This is a genomic window from Streptomyces sp. NPDC048338 (assembly GCF_043201055.1).
Classification (GTDB): domain Bacteria; phylum Actinomycetota; class Actinomycetes; order Streptomycetales; family Streptomycetaceae; genus Streptomyces.
In genome coordinates, this window is record NZ_JBICYQ010000022.1 from 22,507 (window position 1) to 39,086 (window position 16,580).

The window sequence follows — 16,580 nt, forward strand, 5'->3', positions numbered from 1 at the left end:
GGCCATGGTCCGGGGCCACACCTCGGGCCGACGGCCCATGTGGTGCCCTCCGGTCAGGAGGGGCGGACGGCCATCGCCTCCAGCGCTTCCAGGAGGGCGGGCAGCTTCGGCCCCCGCGCCACCGGGAGGACCTCGCGCGGTTCGTCGTCCAGGAGGACGAAGGCCATGTCGTCGGTCCGGGCGACCAGCGACCAGCCGGGGCCGTCGGCCCGCAGCATCCGCGCGTCACCGGTGGCGAAGCTCGACCGCACCCGTCCGACCGGCGGCGCCTCCTCCAGATACCCGCGCAGCTCGGCGAGGGCCCGGCGGACGCCGTCGTACGGGTCGGCGGGAGCCGCGCCTGCGCCCTCGGGGTCCGGGTTCCCGGTGTCCGCCGCGGCGGCCGGGGCCGGGCCGGCGTCCTCGCGGACCGCCGTCGCCGGGACGGTGTCGGCCGCTTCGCCGGCCTCGTCGGGGGCGTCGTCGGGGCCGTCCATCCGGGCCCGCCACGCGGCCCACTGGAGCGCCACCTCGTCGGCGCCGAGCCGGCGCTGGGCCGGGCCCCAGGCGTCCTCGGACGGCGGGGCGAGCGCCGTCCGCGCGCCCTGCTCCGGCTCCGGATCGTGCGGGGCCGGAAGGTCGGGGGCCGCCGAGGCGACCGCGAGCGGCCAGCCCGGCAGGGCGGCCACGACGGAGCGCTCGTCCGGGGAGAGGTCGTAGGCCATGCCGCAGTCCCAGGAAGCGATCGCCACCGCGACCAGCGAGACGTCGTCGACGATCACCGTCCACCGGGCGCCCTCGCCGTCCTGGCCGAGCACGAGTCCGTACCCCTCGGCGTACGGCTCCAGCTCCAGCGCCGCGCACGCCGCCGGATAGTCGTCGCCGAGCACGCTCGGGAACCGCGCAGGCGTCAGCAGCACCGCCGTCAACACGTACAGCGCGTCGTCGTCGGCGGTAGGTTCCGTCCCACCCACGGCAGCCTCCCCTTCTGGTCGTCGGCGCACCTTAACCAGTGGGTAACCCGTGCGTCGAGAGTTCCCGGGCGGGAGACGGCGAAAGTGACGCGCCCGATTCCGGCAGGCCGGGCCCGCCGGAACCGCGGGCGGCGGATCCGGTGCACCCACGGATCCGATGTTTTCCGGCATCACTCCGATCTTTTCCGGCATCAGGCCCGAAGGCGCGATGCCGCAGGCTCAGGCCGCCGGGGTCTCGGGCAGGCCGAGCAGGGAGCGGGCCACGGCCTCCGGCGACTGGTCGCGCTCGCGGGCGAGCGCGATCACTGCCCGGCAGGCGAGCTCGTTGATGCCGAAGCTGAGCGCGTCGGGGGAGACCCAGCCCGCCGCCTCGTCCGCCCGTTCCTCGTCGTCCTCGGCGCCGGCCGCCACGTACACCGCCGCCGCTTCGAAGAGGTTGTGGGTCCGGCGCGGCCGGCGCGTGCCCGGTCCCGAGGGCGAGGCCGGGCGGGTGGAGGGGAGAAGCCTGCGGAATCGATCACGTACGCGCGTCACGGCCTGCCGCCTTCCCCGGGCACGGCTGCCCGGCACCTCCACGGTAGACACGGAACGGGCGTGGCAGAAGGGCGCGTGCCGGGCGGCCGTGACCGGCCCGCCCGAGGGCCGTGCCCGGCGTGCGGCGGGGTGGCCTCCGCGGTCCGCTCGCCGCGGCGTTCAGCCCTCGCGGACGGCGATCACGAGGTAACGGTCTTCGCGGTCCACGTAACTGACCATCCGCCAGCCGGAACCGGCCAGCACCGGGCGGAGGTTGGGCTCGGCCCGCAGGTCGTCCTCGGTGACCCGGCGGCCGTGCCGGGCCGCCAGCGCGGCCCGGCCGATGGGGTGGAAGAGCGCGAGCCGGCCGCCGGGGCGCACCACGCGGGCCAGTTCGGCCAGGTCCGCGGCGGGGTCGGCCAGATGGGAGACGAGCCCTGCGCCGAACACCGCGTCGAGCGCGCCGTCGCGCAGCGGCAGCCGGGAGACGTCGGCGAGCAGCAGCGTGCCGGCCCCGTCCCGCCCGGCCGCGGTCGCCGCGTCGAGCATCTCGGGGGTGAGGTCGGCTCCCAGGACCGTTCCGCCGTGCCCCACGGCCTCGCGCAGGGGCGGCAAGGCGCGGCCGGTGCCGCAGCCTGCGTCCAGCACGGCGTCGCCGGGGCGCAGACCGAGGTCGTGCACGGCGGCGGCGTACGCGGGCCCGTCGTCGGGGAACCGCGCGTCCCAGCCGGCGGCGCGGACGCCGAAGAACTCCTGCACACGCGTCGGGTCGTCGTTCATGTGTCCATATTCCTCAACCCTCAGGGTGAACGCTCTGCGCGCACGTTCGAGCGCTGCACGATCGTTCAGGAACATCTCTGCGTCATATTCCATCAGGTTTCGAAATGCGCCCTCAGTGCGCCCCCTTCACAGGACTAGCGTCCCTGAGCCATGGGACACCTGGACCACGCCACCTTCGGGTGGCTGACACCCGCGCTGTCGTACGTGATGGCCTGCGTCGGCGCCGCGCTCGGACTGCGCTGCACCGTCCGAGCCCTCGAGACGACCGGCCGATCACGGCGCAACTGGCTGCTCACCGCGGCGTCCGCCCTCGGCACCGGCATCTGGACGATGCACTTCGTCGCCATGCTCGGCTTCGGGGTGACGGGGACGGACATCCGCTACAACGTTCCCCTGACCGTCCTCAGCCTGCTGATCGCCATGGCCGTCGTCGGAGTCGGCGTCTTCGCCGTCGGGTACGGCGGCGACCGCGTCGGATCGCTCCTCATCGGCGGGCTCACCACCGGTATCGGCGTCGCGAGCATGCACTACATGGGGATGGCCGCACTGCGCCTGCACGGACAGGTGCGCTACGACCCGATGCTCGTCGCGCTCTCCGTCGTCATCGCGGTCGTCGCCGCGACGGCGGCGCTCTGGGCGGCGCTCCACATCCACGCCCCGGTCGCGGTGGCGATCGCCTCGCTCGTCATGGGCGCGGCGGTCAGCAGCATGCACTACACCGGGATGTTCGCCGTGCGCGTCGACGTCGTCCCCTCGTCGACGGAACTCTCCGGCGCCACGGTGATGCAGTTCGTCTTCCCGCTGGCCGTGGGGCTCGGCTCCTACCTCTTCATCACCTCGGCCTTCGTGGCGCTCTCGCCGACCGCACGGGAACGCGCGGCCTACGCCTCGGCGGAACGCCTCACCGAACCGGACGAGCGCGCGGTGGACGTCGCCCCGCCCGGATTCCGCCCCGGAGCCGCGGACGCCGGAAGGGCGCACGGCGCCGGGACCGGACGCGCCGCCGAGGCCCCACCGTCCTACGCCTACCCGGCGGGCCCGGTCGACGAGGCCCGCGACCACCGGCGGGAGGCCCGCGGATGACCGCCCGATGCGCCTGGCGCGCCCTCCCCCGCGCCCCGCGGCCGAACCGGCGCGACCTCCCCACCACCGGCCGGACCTGCCCCGCCCGGCACGCACCGCTCCCGCGGACCGTGCCGAGGACGGTTCCCCGGGCCTCCTGCCGGTACTCGGACGGCGGCACCCCCCCGCCGCACGGCTGACCCCACGGTCGGCCCCCGTCCGGCGCCCGGTCACCCTCCCAGACCGGGCGCCGGACCCACCCGGGCACCGCCCCACCGCACACGCACCAGGACAGACGCAGCCGGAAACGAGGAGGCCATGCGAACTCCCCGCAGGAACCAGCGCCCCGACGCGACGGCGCAGCCGCGCACGACGGCGGCACGCGGGCGGCGCGCCCACGCCGGGCCACCCGCCGACGAACCACCGGTGCCCACCCCCGAACCCCGGGCCCGACGGGCCGAAGAGCCCGAACGGCCCGAGGAGTCCGCCCCGGCCGGACCGGGCACCCTGCCCAAGCGCCGCGGACTGCGCCCCCGTACCGTCCGCGCGAAGATCGTCTCCCTGCTGATGGTCCCCGTCGTGTCGCTCCTCGCCCTGTGGGGGTTCGCCACCGTCACCACCGCCCAGGACATCGCCCGGCTGCGCCAGCTCCAGCGGGTCGACACCGACGTCCGCCGGCCGGTCGCCGCCGCCGTCACCGCCCTGCAGGACGAGCGAGGCGCCGCCGTCCGCCAGGCCGTCGCGCCCGGCGCCGCGCGCGCCGCCGAGCTCAAGGAGCGGATGCGGGACACCGACGCCGCCGTCGACCGGCTCCGCCTCGACGACCGGCACACCATCGGCGACACCGGCGACCTGCCCCGCGAGGTCGCCGACCGCATCGGCTCCTTCGTCACCACCGTCGGCCGGCTCAGCCGGCTCAGGGCCGCCGCCGCAGGAGGAGGCGGCGCCGACGGGAAGCAGGTGTACGAGGAGTACACCGCCGCCGTCACCTCCGCCTTCGCGATCGAGGGCGCCCTCACCGGCGTCCAGGAGGCACAGCCCGGCACCGACGCCCGGGTGCTGCTCGAATTCGCCCGTGCCGGCGAGATGCTCTCCCGCGAGGACGCCCTCCTCGGCGCTGCCCAACTCGGCGGTCAGCTCGACGCAGAAAGGCTTCAGCACTTCATCGGCGTCGTCGAGACCCGCCGCGCCCTCGCCGCCTCGGCCACCGCCGACCTCCGCGCCCCCGACCGCGCCGCCTGGCGGAAACTCGCCGACAGCCACGCGTACGGGCAGCTCACCGCCGCCGAGGACCGCGTCCGGGCCGCCGCGCCCGGACGCAAGGCCGCCCAGGCATCGCCCTCCGCCGCCTGGGACGACGCCCACGACGCCGTCCGCGAGGAACTCCTCGCGATCGAGGACGACGCCCGCCGCGCCGCCGCCGACCGCGCCGACCCCTTCGGCGGCGGCGCCCTGTCACCCGGAGGAGCGGCGGTCATCCTCGGCCTCGCCGCCGTCGCCGCCTCGCTGGTGATCTCCGTACGCATCGGCCGCGGTCTGGTCGTCGAACTCATCAGCCTGCGCAACACCGCCCTGGGGATCGCGCGCCGCAAACTCCCCGCCGCCATGCGGCGACTGCGGGCCGGGGAGGAGATCGACGTCCGGGCCGAGACCCCGCCCGGCCCCGCCCCGCAGGACGAGATCGGCCAGGTCGGCGAAGCCCTCGTCACCGTCCACCGGGCGGCCCTGTCCGCCGCCGTCGAACGCGCCGAACTCGCCAACGGCATCTCCGGCGTCTTCGTCAACCTCGCCCGCCGCAGCCAGGTCCTCGTCCATCGCCAGCTCAACCTGCTGGACAGCATGGAGCGGCGCGCCGACGACCCGAACGAACTCGGCGATCTCTTCCGGCTCGACCACCTCACCACCCGGATGCGCCGTCACGCCGAGAGCCTGATCATCCTCTCGGGCGCCGCGCCCGGCCGGGCCTGGCGCATGCCCGTCCCGCTGACCAACGTCGTACGGGCCGCCGTCTCCGAGATCGAGGACTACGCGCGCGTCGAGGTACGGCGGCTCCCCGAGGCGGCCGTCGTCGGCGGCGCCGTCGCCGACCTCACCCACCTCCTCGCCGAACTCGTCGAGAACGCCGCCCAGTTCTCCCCGCCGCACACCAAGGTCCGGATCAGCGGTGAACCCGTCGGCAACGGCTACGCCCTGGAGATCGAGGACCGGGGACTCGGCATGGGCAAGGAGACACTCGCCGAGGCCAACACGAGGATCCGGCAGTCCGAGGCCCTCGACCTCTTCGACAGCGACCGGCTGGGCCTGTTCGTGGTCAGCCGCCTCTCCTCGCGGCACGACATCAAGGTCCACCTCCGGACCTCGCCCTACGGCGGGACGACCGCGGTCGTCCTGCTCCCCACCGAGCTGCTGCAGGGCGCGCTGCCGCCGGGCAGGGGCCGGCACCACGCGACGACGGTGACGGTGGACGACCGGGACCCCGCCGAGGGCGCGCCGCCACGGCAGTCGGGCGCCCCCGGCGTCGGGACCGCCCCGACCTCCGCCCCGGCTCAGCCGCTGCCCCGGCCGCCCCGCATCCCGGCCCTCGCGGCGCCCCCCGAGGAACAGCGGCCGGGACCCGCCGACGGGACGCCCGCCGGCGTCACCTCCCTGCGGCTGCGCGGCCGTTCGGGACCACCGCCGTCGCCCCCCGGGCCCGCCCGGACCCCCGGAGCCGGGAAAGCTCCCGGGGCCGACCCCGGGGCGGGATCCGGCACCGACCCCGGGGCGGGCGAGGACCGGTCCGGACGAGGAGCGGCGTCCCCGCCGGCCCCCGTACCCGCGCAGCTGTCCCGACCCACCCGGACGGCCGTCCCGCCACCGGCCGCCCCGCCACAGGCCCCGCCCCTCTCGCCGGTCGCGTCCGCCGACGACGGGAGCGACCTGCCCCGCCGGGTGCGCCAGGCCCACCTCGTCCCGCAGCTGCGCGAGGCGCCCCCGGCCGACCCCGCGCCCACCGCGGCGTCTCAGGGCGCCGACGAACGCACCCCCGAACAGGTCAGGGACCGTATGACCGCCTACCGCGACGGCTGGACCCGCGGCGGCGGCGCGGCCCCCGGCGCGAGACGCCCCCTCGGAACAGGCTTCGGCAATGAAGGAGAGCACGCATGATCGACCACGAGAGGATCTCCCATCACCGCTCCGGTGAGCTGGACTGGCTCCTCGACGACCTCGTCGTCCGCGTCCGCGAGGTCCGCCACACCGTCGTGCTGTCGAACGACGGGCTCGCCGTCGGTTCCTCCAGCGGCCTCAGCCGTGAGGACGCCGAGCACCTCGCGGCCATCGCCTCCGGGTTCCACAGCCTCGCCAAGGGCGCGGGGCGGCAGTTCCACACCGGCGGAGTGCGCCAGACCATGGTGGAGATGGACGACGGCTTCCTCTTCGTCGCGGCCGCCGGGGACGGCTCCTGCCTGGCGGTCCTCAGCTCGGTGCACGCCGACATCGGCCTCATCGCCTACGAGATGGCCCGTCTGGTGAAGCGGGTCGGCGAGCACCTCCACACGCCGCCGAGGCTCACCACGACCCCGCCGGCCGCCGGCTGACCGGGGACTCCGATGAACGACGACAGGACCGGTCAGGGCCCGGGCGCCCCGGGGACCCCGGGCGGTCAGTGGTACGACGCGGAGGCCGGACCGCTCGTCCGCCCGTACGCGATGACCGGCGGCCGCACCAAGCCGGGACCGAGCAACGTCCGGTTCGACCTCATCGCGCTCGTCGTCGTCGACGACAACCCGCCCGACCGGGCCGAGGAAGGGTTCCTCGGCCCGGAACACCGGGCCCTGCTCACGCTGTGCCGCGCCGAGACCCAGTCGGTGGCGGAACTCGCCGCCGACGCCGACCTGCCGGTCGGAGTCGTCCGGGTGCTCCTCGGAGACCTCCTCGAAGCGGGCCTCGTCAGGGTGAGCAGGCCCGTACCGCCCGCACAGCTCCCCGACGAACGGATCCTGAGGGAAGTAATCGATGGCCTACGAGCGCTCTGAGAGCACCGGCGGCGGCGTGGACTCCACGTCCCTCGCGCTGAAGATCCTGGTCGCCGGCGGGTTCGGCGTCGGGAAGACCACCCTGGTGGGGGCGGTCAGTGAGATACGTCCGCTCCGGACGGAGGAACGGCTCAGCCGGGCCGGGGAGTCGGTCGACGACACGGGAGGGGTCGACCAGAAGAGCACGACCACGGTGGCCATGGACTTCGGCCGCATCACGATCCGCTCAGGACTCTCCCTGTACCTCTTCGGCACGCCGGGGCAGGACCGCTTCTGGTTCCTCTGGGACGAGCTGTCCCAGGGGGCCCTCGGCGCCGTCGTGCTCGCGGACACCCGCCGCCTGGAGGACTGCTTCCCCGCGGTGGACTACTTCGAGCACCGCAAGATCCCCTTCGTCGTCGCGGTCAACTGCTTTCCCGGCGCCCGCAACTACGGTGCCCACGAGGTGTCCCGGGCGCTCGACCTGGACCGCGGCACGCCGGTCGTGCTGTGCGACGCGCGCGACCGGGACTCGGGCAAGGAGGTCCTCATCCGGCTGGTGGAGTACGCGGGGAGGATGCACACCGCCCGGCTGCTCGACTCGGTCGGCTGAGCGCCGTGTCCGGGCGGGTGCCTCCGCGGGGCACCGCGACGTGGGGCGTGCGGGCGCCGGGTACGCGTGCCTCGTTCGGACGGCCGTGGCGCGGCCGTGAGGTCCGCGGCCCGAGCGGCGGGTCCGGCCGGGCGCCGCGGCCGGCGCCCCGGCGGTCAGTCGGAGACGTCGCCCTCCGCGGTCACCTTCTCGATCCGTACGCGCACCAGCAGTTCGCCCGGGACGGCGTTGCGGGCGCCGAACTCCTCGGCCCGGTCCTCGCCCATGTAGCGGCCGCCGATCCGGGTCGCCCAGCGGCGCAGTTCGGCCGGGTCCTCGCTGATCTCGGCGCGGCCCCGGAGCGTGACGAAGGCGAACGGCGGACGGTCGTCGTCCACGCACAGCGCGACCCGTCCGTCCCGCGCCAGATTGCGGCCCTTCACCGTGCCCTTGCCGGTGTTGAAGACCACGTCGTCGCCGTCGAGCACGAACCAGATCGGCACGACGTGCGGACTCCCGTCGCTCCGCACGGTGGCCAGCTTGCCGGTGCGGGTGCCCGCGGACACGAACGCCCGCCACTGTTCCTCGGTCATCTTTGCCATGGGTCCATCCTGCGGCACGCACGGGGGGCCGGTGGTGCTTGCTCTGTCCACGACAGTGCGTAAGGCTTGCCGGGACACGCGGACCGCGGGGACTACGGGTCGACGGGGACGCACCACACAGGGGGAGGACCGACACATGGCGTTGGACAAGGGACTGGATTGGCTCCTTGACGACCTGACCCAACGGGTCGAGTACATACAGCACGCGCTGGTGCTGTCGAACGACGGACTGGTGACGGGCGCGAGCAGCGACCTGGAGCGCGAGGACGCCGAGCACCTGGCCGCGGTCTCCTCCGGGCTGCACAGTCTGGCCCGTGGCTCGGGCCGGCACTTCAAGGCCGGCCGGGCCAGGCAGACGATGGTGGAGTTCGACGACGCCCTGCTCTTCGTGACGGCGGCGGGCGAGGGCAGCTGCCTGTGCGTGCTGAGCGCCGCGGAGGCCGACGTGGGCCAGGTCGCCTACGAGATGACGCTGCTGGTGAACCGCGTCGGCGAGCACCTCGGGGTGGCCGCCCGTCAGCCGGGCCGGGCGGGTCTCGACGCCCTCTGACCCGGCGCGCCGCGCAGGCCGCCGACCCTGCCGTCCACAGCCGGCCGGAGCGCCGGGGGTGAGTTGTCCACAGGCCGAGCGGAGAAGGGTCACCGAGAGCTACGGTCGTCACCGAGAGTATCCGTCACTCACGGGGGAGGACCGCATGACGGTGGAAGAGAGCGTGCGCACGCTTGCGCTGGGGCGTGCCGCGCGGGAACTGGAACTGAGGCGCGACGAGTTCCGGCTCGCCGTCCAGCTGGGCCTTGTCCGTACGGTGCCGGGCGCCGTCGCCGGTGAGCCTGGTCGGCCGGCCGGCGCGCGGGGCGCCCCGCGACGGGTGGACCGGGGCGAGGTCGACCGGCTGAGAGCGGCCCCGGACTTCCCGGCCGGCCTGCGCGACAGGGTCCGCACGGTGGGTACGGCGGAGGGCGCGGCGATCCTCTCGGTGACGCCCGACCGCTTCGGCAGACTGGCCCGGACGGGTCACTTCAGCCCGGTGCGGTTCCGTCTCAACCGCTACCGGGCGGTGGTCTGGCTCTATCCGGCGGGCGAGCTGGCCGAGTTCGCGCCCGCTCACGGCGCTCTGCTCCGCGGCCGGCTGCCCCACGGGTTGCGCGAGCGGCTCGACGCGGGCGAGGACCTGCGTCCCCGGAACTGGCGGTCACGGCGGCTCGGCCTCCTGCTGCGCGCGGCGGCGGACCCCTGGGAGCGGGCCGCGGCGATCGCGTCTCTCCTCGACCCCCTCCTGCTCGCCGATGCCGTCAGCGATCCCCGTGAGCGCGCGCATCTCGACACGCTGCGACCCGAACCGCCGCCGGGACGACCGGAGTCGGTGGCCGGGCGCGAGATCGTGGACCGGCTCGTCCTCGCGGCCGAACCGGACGAGATCCTCTGGTACGGCATGAGTCTGTCCCTCGCCCTGGACGAGGCCCGCGGGGCCCGCGCGGTACAGCCGGCACCGGCACCGGCGCGGCGGCCGTCCCCGAGCGGTGGCAGGCGGTCACCCCGCCGGGCGGCGAGCAGACGACCGGAGGGCCGCACGGCCGCCCGGCGGGAGGTGCCGGAGAGAGGCTGACTTCCGGGCGCGTCCGAGGTGCGGTGCCGACGTCGGCGGGGGGACGATGGGCGCATGCTGCTGGCCCGACTCGCGGACGCCTCCCACCAGGTCGCCACCACCTCGGCGCGTTCACGGAAGATCGCCGTGCTTGCCGAGCTGTTCTCCGAGGCCGTGCCCGAGGAGAGCCCGTTGGTGATCGCCTACCTCTCCGGGCGCCTTCCCCAGGGGCGCATCGGGGTGGGCTGGAGCGTCCTCAAGAACGCCGTCCCGCCCGCTGTTCCCCCCGCCGAGCAGGCGACACTCACCCTGGCCCGAACCGACGCGGCCATGACCGAGTTGGCCGCCGTCTCCGGCGCCGGGTCCCAGGCGGAGCGCGTCCGGCGCGTCAGGGAACTCATGGCCGCGGCCACTTCGGCCGAGCAGGAGTTCCTGCTCCGGCTGCTCTCGGGAGAGGTACGGCAGGGGGCGCTCGACGCCATCGCGCTCGAAGGGGTGGCGCGGGCCGCCGGCGTCCCCTCCGACGACCTGCGGCGGGCCGTGATGCTCGAAGGGTCGCTTCCCCGGGTGGCCCGGGCCGTTCTCGCCGAGGGCCCCGCCGCACTGGAGGCGTTCTCCCTGCGGGTCGGCAGCCCCGTGTTCCCGATGCTCGCCCACACCGCCGCCTCCGTCACCGAGGCGGTCACCGGCCTCGGTCCCTGCGTCGTGGAGGAGAAGCTGGACGGTATCCGTATCCAGGTGCACCGCAGCGGTGACGACGTCAGGGTGTTCACCCGCTCACTGGACGACATCACCGACCGGCTCCCCGAAGTCGTCGATGTCGCGCGCGGGATGACGGCCGACCCGTTCATCCTCGACGGGGAGGTGATCGCGCTCGATCCCGGGAGCGGCCGGCCGATGCCGTTCCAGGACATCGCCTCCCGGGTCGGCTCCCGCGTCGACGTGGCCACCGCTCGGGCGACGCTGCCGTTGTCGCCCGTGTTCTTCGACGTCCTCGCCGCCGACGGCGCGGTTCTCATCGACCGGCCCGGTCACGAGCGCCACGAGGTCCTCGCGCGGATCCTTCCCGACGCCCTGCGGGTCCGCCGCACGGTCGTCGACGATCCGGGGTCCTCCGCCCAGACCGAGGCCGCCGAGCGGTTCTTCGGCGACACCCTCGCCCGTGGGCACGAAGGCGTCCTGGTGAAGGCACTGGACGCGCCGTACGTCGCCGGCCGCCGTGGCCGCACGTGGCTCAAGGTGAAGCCCGTGCACACGCTCGATCTCGTCGTCCTCGCCGCCGAATGGGGGCACGGCCGCCGCACCGGTCAGCTGTCCAACCTCCACCTCGGCGCCCGCGCCGCCGACGGCGGCTTCGTGATGCTCGGCAAGACCTTCAAGGGCCTCACCGACGAGATGCTGCGCTGGCAGACCGCGCGCCTGGGCGAACTGGCCCTGGAGGACGACGGTTTCACCGTACGGGTGCGCCCCGAGCTCGTCGTGGAGATCGCCTACGACGGCCTCCAGCGTTCCACCCGGTACCCCGCCGGGGTCACCCTGCGGTTCGCCCGCGTCGTCCGCCACCGACCCGACAAGGCGGCCACCGAGGCCGACACCGTCGGTCAGGTGCTGGGCGACTCCTGAATCCGGCCGGGGCCGCCGGCGCTCACGACTCCTCTCGCTCGCCGTCCGAGGCCGCCTTCTCCGCGGGTGCCGTCCGCTCCGAGGCGGTGTCGGGGGTGCCGCTCGTGTAGCGGCCGCGTACCCACAGGGGCAGTGCGAACCAGCACAGCACACACCAGGCGACGAGCCCCGCCACCAGCCACGGCACGTAGTCCGCCTCCGTGGCGACCCGCAGGACCAGCAGGAGCGCCGAGCCCAGCGTGGCGAGCAGGAGGAGCAGACCCACGAAGGTCAGCCGGGACGCCCATGCCACGGCCTGCGGTTTGATCCGTCGTCCCGCGACGATCCGGTGGAAGGAGACAGGCCCGATCAAGGCTCCGGTCGCCGCCGCCCCGAGCGAGACGGTGACGATGTAGATCGTCCGGTCGGTGGACTGCAACTCCGGGAAGCGGGTGGTGAAGACGACGGTGAGGAGGAAACCGAAGAGGATCTGCACCCCGGTCTGGGCGACCCTGATCTCCTGGATCAACTCGCTCCACCGCCGGTCCGCCCGTTCGTTCGGCGTCTCGTGCCGTCCGCGGATCAGCCCGTCCCCGTCCCCGTCGCCGTGGCCGCCGTCGCCATGGCCCCGACCGTCGCCGGCCGGCACCTGCCGTCCCGTCCGCTCGGCCATCCGTCCTCCAGCGTGTCGCCCGCGGCGCCCGACGCGCCGTCCGCCCGCGTGGTCTCGGGGTACCCGCTCCAGGCTGTCACCGCGACGTCGTCTCCGCACGGCGCACGCGTCCCGGCCGGGTCTCGCGGGACGGCCCGCCACGAGGGATGCTGGAAGCGTGGCACGACGAGCGACCTTCCGTGCATCGAGGAGATGAGCGACGTGTACGAGACGCACATCGACACGGACGTCACCGTGCAGCTGAGTGACTGCCGCCGGGAGGACGCCCAAGCCGTCTTCGACGCCCTCGACCGCGTCTACGAACTCGAGGACATGTCCGCGCCGGGCCCCCAGGCGGCCACGGCGCCGGCGGCCACCGTCTGGATGGCCACGTTCGACACCGCCGCGGGCCGTCACGAGGAGAGCCGCCCGGTTCCGCTCGCGGCCATGGTCGGAGCGGTGCTGACCGGTGGGTACCACGCGGTCGAGGAGGTCGAGAAGACCCTCGCCGCGAGCTTCGACATCCGCTCGCAGGAGTCGGTCTCCGGTGACCAGGAGACCGAGGCACGCCTTCTGCTCGCCTCCCGCTGACGCGCCGGCCGCCGCGCGCCGCAGTTCCCAGTGGTGTTGCCGCGGCGGCGTGGCCCGGCATCCCTGCTCCCCGGGCGGAGCGGACGGGCGCCGCCCGGGGTCACCTGTGTCCGGAACCAGCCCCGGGCCCCGCCGAGCGCAGGTCGCCCGCACCTAGGGGGTGTCTTGCCGATCTTGCCGGGCTCGCGGTGTCCTGAGACTCCGTCTCCGGCGTTGTCGTCGGTCGGCATGGCTCCGCCATGCCTTCTTCCTCCGCCTTGGATCCGAAGCCCCAGGACGCCGCTCGTTGTCCGGCCTGGTCGACAAGACACCCCCTAGCGGACCTGACCGTCCTCTCCTCCGCGCGCCTTCACCTGCCCACCCCGTCGCGGCGGGGTGTCCCGGGCCGCGGTGGTGTCGCCGCGCCCACGTCGGCCCTGAGCGGAGGCCGACCGCTCCTCCGCGTCACCCACCTCCCCGCCCACCCCACGCACCTCTCCGCCCACCCCGCCCACCTCCCTGATCCGCCCGCGCCCGGGCCGTTCCCGCCCGCGCCCCGGGCCGTTCCCGGCCGCTCGCCGGACGTCCCCGCACACCGCCACGCCCCGGGCGCCGGCGGGGCACCCCCCTATGCATGCCGTGTATACACCGTACGTAGAGTGTTCGACGTGCCGTTCGACGCTGCTCTGACCAGGCGCGAAGGGTCGATCGAAATCACCTACGGGGAAAGCGGGTTGCCAGCATGTTCCGATCCAGGCCAGGTGCGTTCCGGGCTCCGGCCGTCGCCCTTGTGGCGGCGGCCTCTCTGATCCTCACGCTCTCGGGGTGCGGCGTGGATCCGGTCACGCCCGGCGACGCCCGCGGGAAGGCCGCCTCGGACTCCAAGGGGGGCGGGGGCGAGGGGGCCGTCGACTGCGCCCGGGCCAAGTGCATCGCCCTGACCTTCGACGCGGGCCCGGGCAAGGACACGCCCCACCTCCTCGACATCCTCAAGGAGAAGCAGGTCCCGGCCACCTTCTTCCTGCTCGGCAAGAAGCACGTCGACCGGTATCCCGAGGTCGTCAAGCGGATCGCGGACGAGGGGCACGAGGTCGCCAACCACACCTGGACGCACCGCATCCTGACCGACCTGGACGCCGACGAGGTGCGGGACGAGCTCTCCCGCACCCAGGAGGCGATACGGAAGATCACCGGACGCGCGCCCACGCTCATGCGTCCGCCGCAGGGCCGCACCGACGGCACGGTCTCCGACGTCAGCCGTGACCTCGGCCTCGCCCAGATCCTGTGGAGCGTCACGGCCAAGGACTACTCCACGACCGACTCCGCGCTCATACGTCAGCGGGTCGTCGACGCCGCCCAGGGCGACGGGATCATCCTGCTGCACGACATCTACGACGGGACGGTCCCGGCCGTGCCGGGGATCATCGACGAGTTGAAGCGGCGAGGATTCACATTCGTGACCGTGCCCCAGTTGTTGGCCCCCGGCGCGGCCGAGCCGGGCACCGTCTACCGCCCGTAGGGCCAGGGGTTCGGGCGAGGCGAAAAGGGGTGAGGTGACTCACATCGGTCACTTCGAACGCCCTGGAACAACCGCCGGACGTTCATCGTTCACCCATATGTGACCGCGAAGGGGTCCGGTCCCCAGGTCCCCCCCTTGTGGTGACCCCCCTTCGCCCGTCACGGCAATCGGCCCCGGTTGGAATCCCCCGTCCGACCGGGGCTCTGTCGTATCCGGACCGCGGTCCACGCGCTCCCCCTGTACCCGCCCCTGCTCCACGGCCTGGCGCCCTCTCCCGCCCCTGCCGTCCCCAGCGGTGACGGCTCCCGCGCCCGCCGGGCACGGGGAGCCGGCGGGGCCGCCCGGCTGATCGCGCGGCCGGGCGGCCCCTGGTCCGGCGTGCGCGCCGTCCCGGCTCAGGCGTCGGCGCCGAGCCACAGGTCGGGGCCGAAGACCTCGTAGTGGACGGCCGAAGCGGCCACCCCGCGGGCCAGCAGGTCGCCCCGCACCGCACGCATGAAGGGCAGCGGGCCGCAGAGGTACACCGACACGTCGGCGGGCAGGTCCAGGACCGAGACGTCCGCGCGGCCGGTGCGCGCCCCCGCCGCCTCGTCCGCGGCCCCGCCGTCCTCGTACCAGAGGTGCAGGGCGCCCTGCGGGAGGGCGTCGACCAGGCGGCGCAGCTCCTCGCGGTGCGCGTGGCCGGCGGGGGAGCGGTCGGCGTGGACGACCGTGACCGCGCGGGTCGACCCGGTCGCGGCGAGGTGGTCGAGCATGGCCAGCATCGGGGTGCTCCCGATCCCCGCGGAGGCCAGCAGGAGGGGCCCGTCGCCCTCGGGCAGGACGAGGTCGCCGAACGGGGCGGAGACCTCGACCGTGTCACCGACCCGGCCGTGGGCGTGCAGCCAGGTCGACACCTCGCCCGCCGGGTCGCCGTCGACGCGCTTCACGGTGATCCGCCACTGGGGCCGGCCGGGCGCGGACGAGAGGCTGTACTGCCGGATCTGCCGGGCTCCGTCGGGGAGCCCGACCTGCACGCTCACGTACTGACCCGGCCGGAACGCCTCCGTCGGCCGCCCGTCCGCGTGCCGCAGCACGAAGGAGACCGTGTCGGCCGTCTCCTCGCGGCGCTCGGCGATCTCCATCGTCTGCCACACCCCGCCCTCGGCGACCCCCTTGTCGGCGTAGAGCCGCGCCTCCAGGGCGATGAGGGCGTTGGCCATCAGCCAGTAGACCTCGTCCCACGCCTGGGCGACTTCGGGTGTGACGGCCTCGCCGAGGACGTCGACGATCGCGGCGAACAGGTGCTCGTGGACGACCTTGTACTGCGCCGACGTGACGCCGAGGGAGGCGTGCTTGTGCGCGATCCGGGCGAGCATGGCGTCCGGCCGGGCGTCGGGGTGCGCGAGGAGGGCGCCGGCGAAGGCGGCTATGGATCCTGCCAGGGCCCGCCGCTGGTCGCCGCTCGCCTGGTTGCCGCGGTTGAAGAGGTCCCGGAGCAGCTCGGGGTGGGCGTCGAACAGGCCCGCGTAGAACCGCTCGGTGATCTCGTCGAGGGCGGCCCCCACGACGGGGAGGGTGGCGCGTACGACCGGGGTGGCCTGCTGGGACAGCATCGAGACTCCAATGTGGTAGATGATCTGCGTATTTAAAGGCGACAGAAAGAGCGGAGGGTGGTCGGCGCGTCGAGCGCCGGGGTGTGGGTCAGTCCGGGCGTCGCCCGGAGAGCGAGACGAGGACGGGGCCGGTCGGGGATTCCACGAGATCCGCCACGGTCAGCGGGTCGAGGGTGCGGTAGAACGCCTCCTGCGCCTCACGCAGCGCGCCGCGCAGCCGGCAGGCCGTCCGCAGGGGGCACGGCGGGTCGCCCTCGCAGGCGACGACCTCCTCCTCGCCCTCCAGGGTCCGGACCAGCCATCCGACGGAGGCCTGCCGCCCGGTCCCGGTGAGGGTCAGGCCGCCGCCCCGGCCGCGCCGCGCCTCGACGACGCCGAGGTGCTGCAGCCGGGTGACCACCTTCGCCATGTGGGCGTAGGGCACGGCCATCTCCTCGGCCACCTCGCGCGTGGTGGCCGAGTCGTCCTGCTCGGAGACCGCCAGACGCATCACGGCACGCAGCGCCAGGTCGGTGAATTTCGTCAACCGCACATGCTGACGCTATCAAATAGGTATCTG

At 74.3% G+C, this 16,580-nt stretch carries 17 protein-coding genes; 10 read left to right on the forward strand and 7 right to left on the reverse strand.

The window, feature by feature from the left end; all coding sequences use genetic code 11:
• Window positions 1–53: 53 nt before the first annotated feature.
• From ACGFZF_RS36120 to ACGFZF_RS36130, 3 genes are all read right to left on the reverse strand, one after another.
• On the reverse strand, window positions 54–953 hold the full coding sequence (locus ACGFZF_RS36120) for a hypothetical protein (protein ID WP_393561353.1): 900 nt from the start codon (window positions 951–953) through the stop codon (window positions 54–56).
• Between the two features lie 219 nt (window positions 954–1,172).
• Window positions 1,173–1,487, reverse strand: a complete 315-nt coding sequence (locus tag ACGFZF_RS36125; protein ID WP_393561355.1) for a hypothetical protein — start codon at window positions 1,485–1,487, stop codon at window positions 1,173–1,175.
• A gap of 159 nt (window positions 1,488–1,646) precedes the next feature.
• Entirely contained in the window at window positions 1,647–2,246 is a 600-nt protein-coding gene (locus tag ACGFZF_RS36130; RefSeq protein ID WP_393561356.1) for a class I SAM-dependent methyltransferase, read from the reverse strand.
• A gap of 150 nt (window positions 2,247–2,396) precedes the next feature.
• Here ACGFZF_RS36130 and ACGFZF_RS36135 point away from each other — a divergent pair, with 150 nt between their 5' ends.
• The 5 genes from ACGFZF_RS36135 (at window position 2,397) to ACGFZF_RS36155 (ending at window position 7,916) form a co-directional block, all read left to right on the forward strand.
• Entirely contained in the window at window positions 2,397–3,329 is a 933-nt protein-coding gene (locus ACGFZF_RS36135) for an MHYT domain-containing protein (RefSeq protein ID WP_393561358.1), read from the forward strand.
• Window positions 3,330–3,626: 297 nt separating this feature from the next.
• Window positions 3,627–6,455: a nitrate- and nitrite sensing domain-containing protein gene (locus ACGFZF_RS36140; protein ID WP_393561360.1), complete on the forward strand. Its 2,829-nt coding sequence runs from the start codon at window positions 3,627–3,629 to the stop codon at window positions 6,453–6,455.
• A complete protein-coding gene (locus ACGFZF_RS36145; protein WP_356605152.1) occupies window positions 6,452–6,886 on the forward strand; it encodes a roadblock/LC7 domain-containing protein in 435 nt (144 codons plus the stop codon). The genes ACGFZF_RS36140 and ACGFZF_RS36145 overlap by 4 nt, the downstream gene beginning before the upstream one ends.
• A 12-nt stretch (window positions 6,887–6,898) precedes the next feature.
• On the forward strand, window positions 6,899–7,324 hold the full coding sequence (locus tag ACGFZF_RS36150) for a DUF742 domain-containing protein (protein WP_147976457.1): 426 nt from the start codon (window positions 6,899–6,901) through the stop codon (window positions 7,322–7,324).
• On the forward strand, window positions 7,305–7,916 hold the full coding sequence (locus tag ACGFZF_RS36155; protein ID WP_393561363.1) for an ATP/GTP-binding protein: 612 nt from the start codon (window positions 7,305–7,307) through the stop codon (window positions 7,914–7,916). The genes ACGFZF_RS36150 and ACGFZF_RS36155 overlap by 20 nt, the downstream gene beginning before the upstream one ends.
• 155 nt (window positions 7,917–8,071) lie before the next feature.
• Here the strand turns inward: ACGFZF_RS36155 and ACGFZF_RS36160 are convergent, their stop codons facing one another.
• The gene (locus tag ACGFZF_RS36160; protein ID WP_356605149.1) at window positions 8,072–8,497 is read right to left on the reverse strand and encodes a PPOX class F420-dependent oxidoreductase; all 426 of its coding nucleotides are present in this window, start codon (window positions 8,495–8,497) and stop codon (window positions 8,072–8,074) included.
• A gap of 136 nt (window positions 8,498–8,633) precedes the next feature.
• Between ACGFZF_RS36160 and ACGFZF_RS36165 the strand changes: the two genes are divergently transcribed.
• The 3 genes from ACGFZF_RS36165 to ACGFZF_RS36175 all read left to right on the forward strand — a co-directional run bounded on the left by ACGFZF_RS36165 (window position 8,634) and on the right by ACGFZF_RS36175 (window position 11,706).
• Window positions 8,634–9,047: a roadblock/LC7 domain-containing protein gene (locus ACGFZF_RS36165; RefSeq protein WP_393561365.1), complete on the forward strand. Its 414-nt coding sequence runs from the start codon at window positions 8,634–8,636 to the stop codon at window positions 9,045–9,047.
• A 145-nt stretch (window positions 9,048–9,192) separates the two neighbouring features.
• Entirely contained in the window at window positions 9,193–10,104 is a 912-nt protein-coding gene (locus ACGFZF_RS36170) for a DUF6397 family protein (protein ID WP_393561367.1), read from the forward strand.
• 54 nt (window positions 10,105–10,158) lie between these two features.
• Window positions 10,159–11,706 (forward strand): ATP-dependent DNA ligase, encoded by a 1,548-nt coding sequence (locus ACGFZF_RS36175; protein WP_393561369.1) that lies wholly within the window; start codon window positions 10,159–10,161, stop codon window positions 11,704–11,706.
• Window positions 11,707–11,728: 22 nt separating this feature from the next.
• Here the strand turns inward: ACGFZF_RS36175 and ACGFZF_RS36180 are convergent, their stop codons facing one another.
• On the reverse strand, window positions 11,729–12,358 hold the full coding sequence (locus ACGFZF_RS36180) for a DUF6328 family protein (protein WP_393561371.1): 630 nt from the start codon (window positions 12,356–12,358) through the stop codon (window positions 11,729–11,731).
• Window positions 12,359–12,550: 192 nt separating this feature from the next.
• Here ACGFZF_RS36180 and ACGFZF_RS36185 point away from each other — a divergent pair, with 192 nt between their 5' ends.
• Together ACGFZF_RS36185 and ACGFZF_RS36190 are read left to right on the forward strand one after the other, a co-directional pair.
• Window positions 12,551–12,928, forward strand: a complete 378-nt coding sequence (locus tag ACGFZF_RS36185; RefSeq protein ID WP_393561373.1) for a hypothetical protein — start codon at window positions 12,551–12,553, stop codon at window positions 12,926–12,928.
• A gap of 721 nt (window positions 12,929–13,649) precedes the next feature.
• Window positions 13,650–14,426, forward strand: a complete 777-nt coding sequence (locus ACGFZF_RS36190; protein ID WP_393561374.1) for a polysaccharide deacetylase family protein — start codon at window positions 13,650–13,652, stop codon at window positions 14,424–14,426.
• Between the two features lie 395 nt (window positions 14,427–14,821).
• Here the strand turns inward: ACGFZF_RS36190 and ACGFZF_RS36195 are convergent, their stop codons facing one another.
• Window positions 14,822–16,021 carry a globin domain-containing protein gene (locus ACGFZF_RS36195; RefSeq protein ID WP_393561376.1) on the reverse strand — a complete coding sequence of 400 codons (1,200 nt, stop codon included), beginning with the start codon at window positions 16,019–16,021 and terminating at the stop codon, window positions 14,822–14,824.
• A gap of 88 nt (window positions 16,022–16,109) precedes the next feature.
• The gene (locus tag ACGFZF_RS36200; RefSeq protein ID WP_393561378.1) at window positions 16,110–16,553 is read right to left on the reverse strand and encodes an RrF2 family transcriptional regulator; all 444 of its coding nucleotides are present in this window, start codon (window positions 16,551–16,553) and stop codon (window positions 16,110–16,112) included.
• Window positions 16,554–16,580 lie beyond the last annotated feature (27 nt).

Excerpts from the sequence above, each read along its gene's own strand:
- ACGFZF_RS36130 (WP_393561356.1), bottom strand. The coding sequence starts at position 2,246 with ATGAACGACGACCCGACGCGTGTGCAGGAGTTCTTCGGCGTCCGCGCC.
- ACGFZF_RS36135 (WP_393561358.1), top strand. The coding sequence starts at position 2,397 with ATGGGACACCTGGACCACGCCACCTTCGGGTGGCTGACACCCGCGCTG.
- ACGFZF_RS36140 (WP_393561360.1), top strand. The coding sequence starts at position 3,627 with ATGCGAACTCCCCGCAGGAACCAGCGCCCCGACGCGACGGCGCAGCCG.
- ACGFZF_RS36145 (WP_356605152.1), top strand. The coding sequence starts at position 6,452 with ATGATCGACCACGAGAGGATCTCCCATCACCGCTCCGGTGAGCTGGAC.
- ACGFZF_RS36150 (WP_147976457.1), top strand. The coding sequence starts at position 6,899 with ATGAACGACGACAGGACCGGTCAGGGCCCGGGCGCCCCGGGGACCCCG.
- ACGFZF_RS36155 (WP_393561363.1), top strand. The coding sequence starts at position 7,305 with ATGGCCTACGAGCGCTCTGAGAGCACCGGCGGCGGCGTGGACTCCACG.
- ACGFZF_RS36160 (WP_356605149.1), bottom strand. The coding sequence starts at position 8,497 with ATGGCAAAGATGACCGAGGAACAGTGGCGGGCGTTCGTGTCCGCGGGC.
- ACGFZF_RS36165 (WP_393561365.1), top strand. The coding sequence starts at position 8,634 with ATGGCGTTGGACAAGGGACTGGATTGGCTCCTTGACGACCTGACCCAA.
- ACGFZF_RS36170 (WP_393561367.1), top strand. The coding sequence starts at position 9,193 with ATGACGGTGGAAGAGAGCGTGCGCACGCTTGCGCTGGGGCGTGCCGCG.
- ACGFZF_RS36175 (WP_393561369.1), top strand. The coding sequence starts at position 10,159 with ATGCTGCTGGCCCGACTCGCGGACGCCTCCCACCAGGTCGCCACCACC.
- ACGFZF_RS36180 (WP_393561371.1), bottom strand. The coding sequence starts at position 12,358 with ATGGCCGAGCGGACGGGACGGCAGGTGCCGGCCGGCGACGGTCGGGGC.
- ACGFZF_RS36185 (WP_393561373.1), top strand. The coding sequence starts at position 12,551 with ATGAGCGACGTGTACGAGACGCACATCGACACGGACGTCACCGTGCAG.
- ACGFZF_RS36190 (WP_393561374.1), top strand. The coding sequence starts at position 13,650 with ATGTTCCGATCCAGGCCAGGTGCGTTCCGGGCTCCGGCCGTCGCCCTT.
- ACGFZF_RS36195 (WP_393561376.1), bottom strand. The coding sequence starts at position 16,021 with ATGCTGTCCCAGCAGGCCACCCCGGTCGTACGCGCCACCCTCCCCGTC.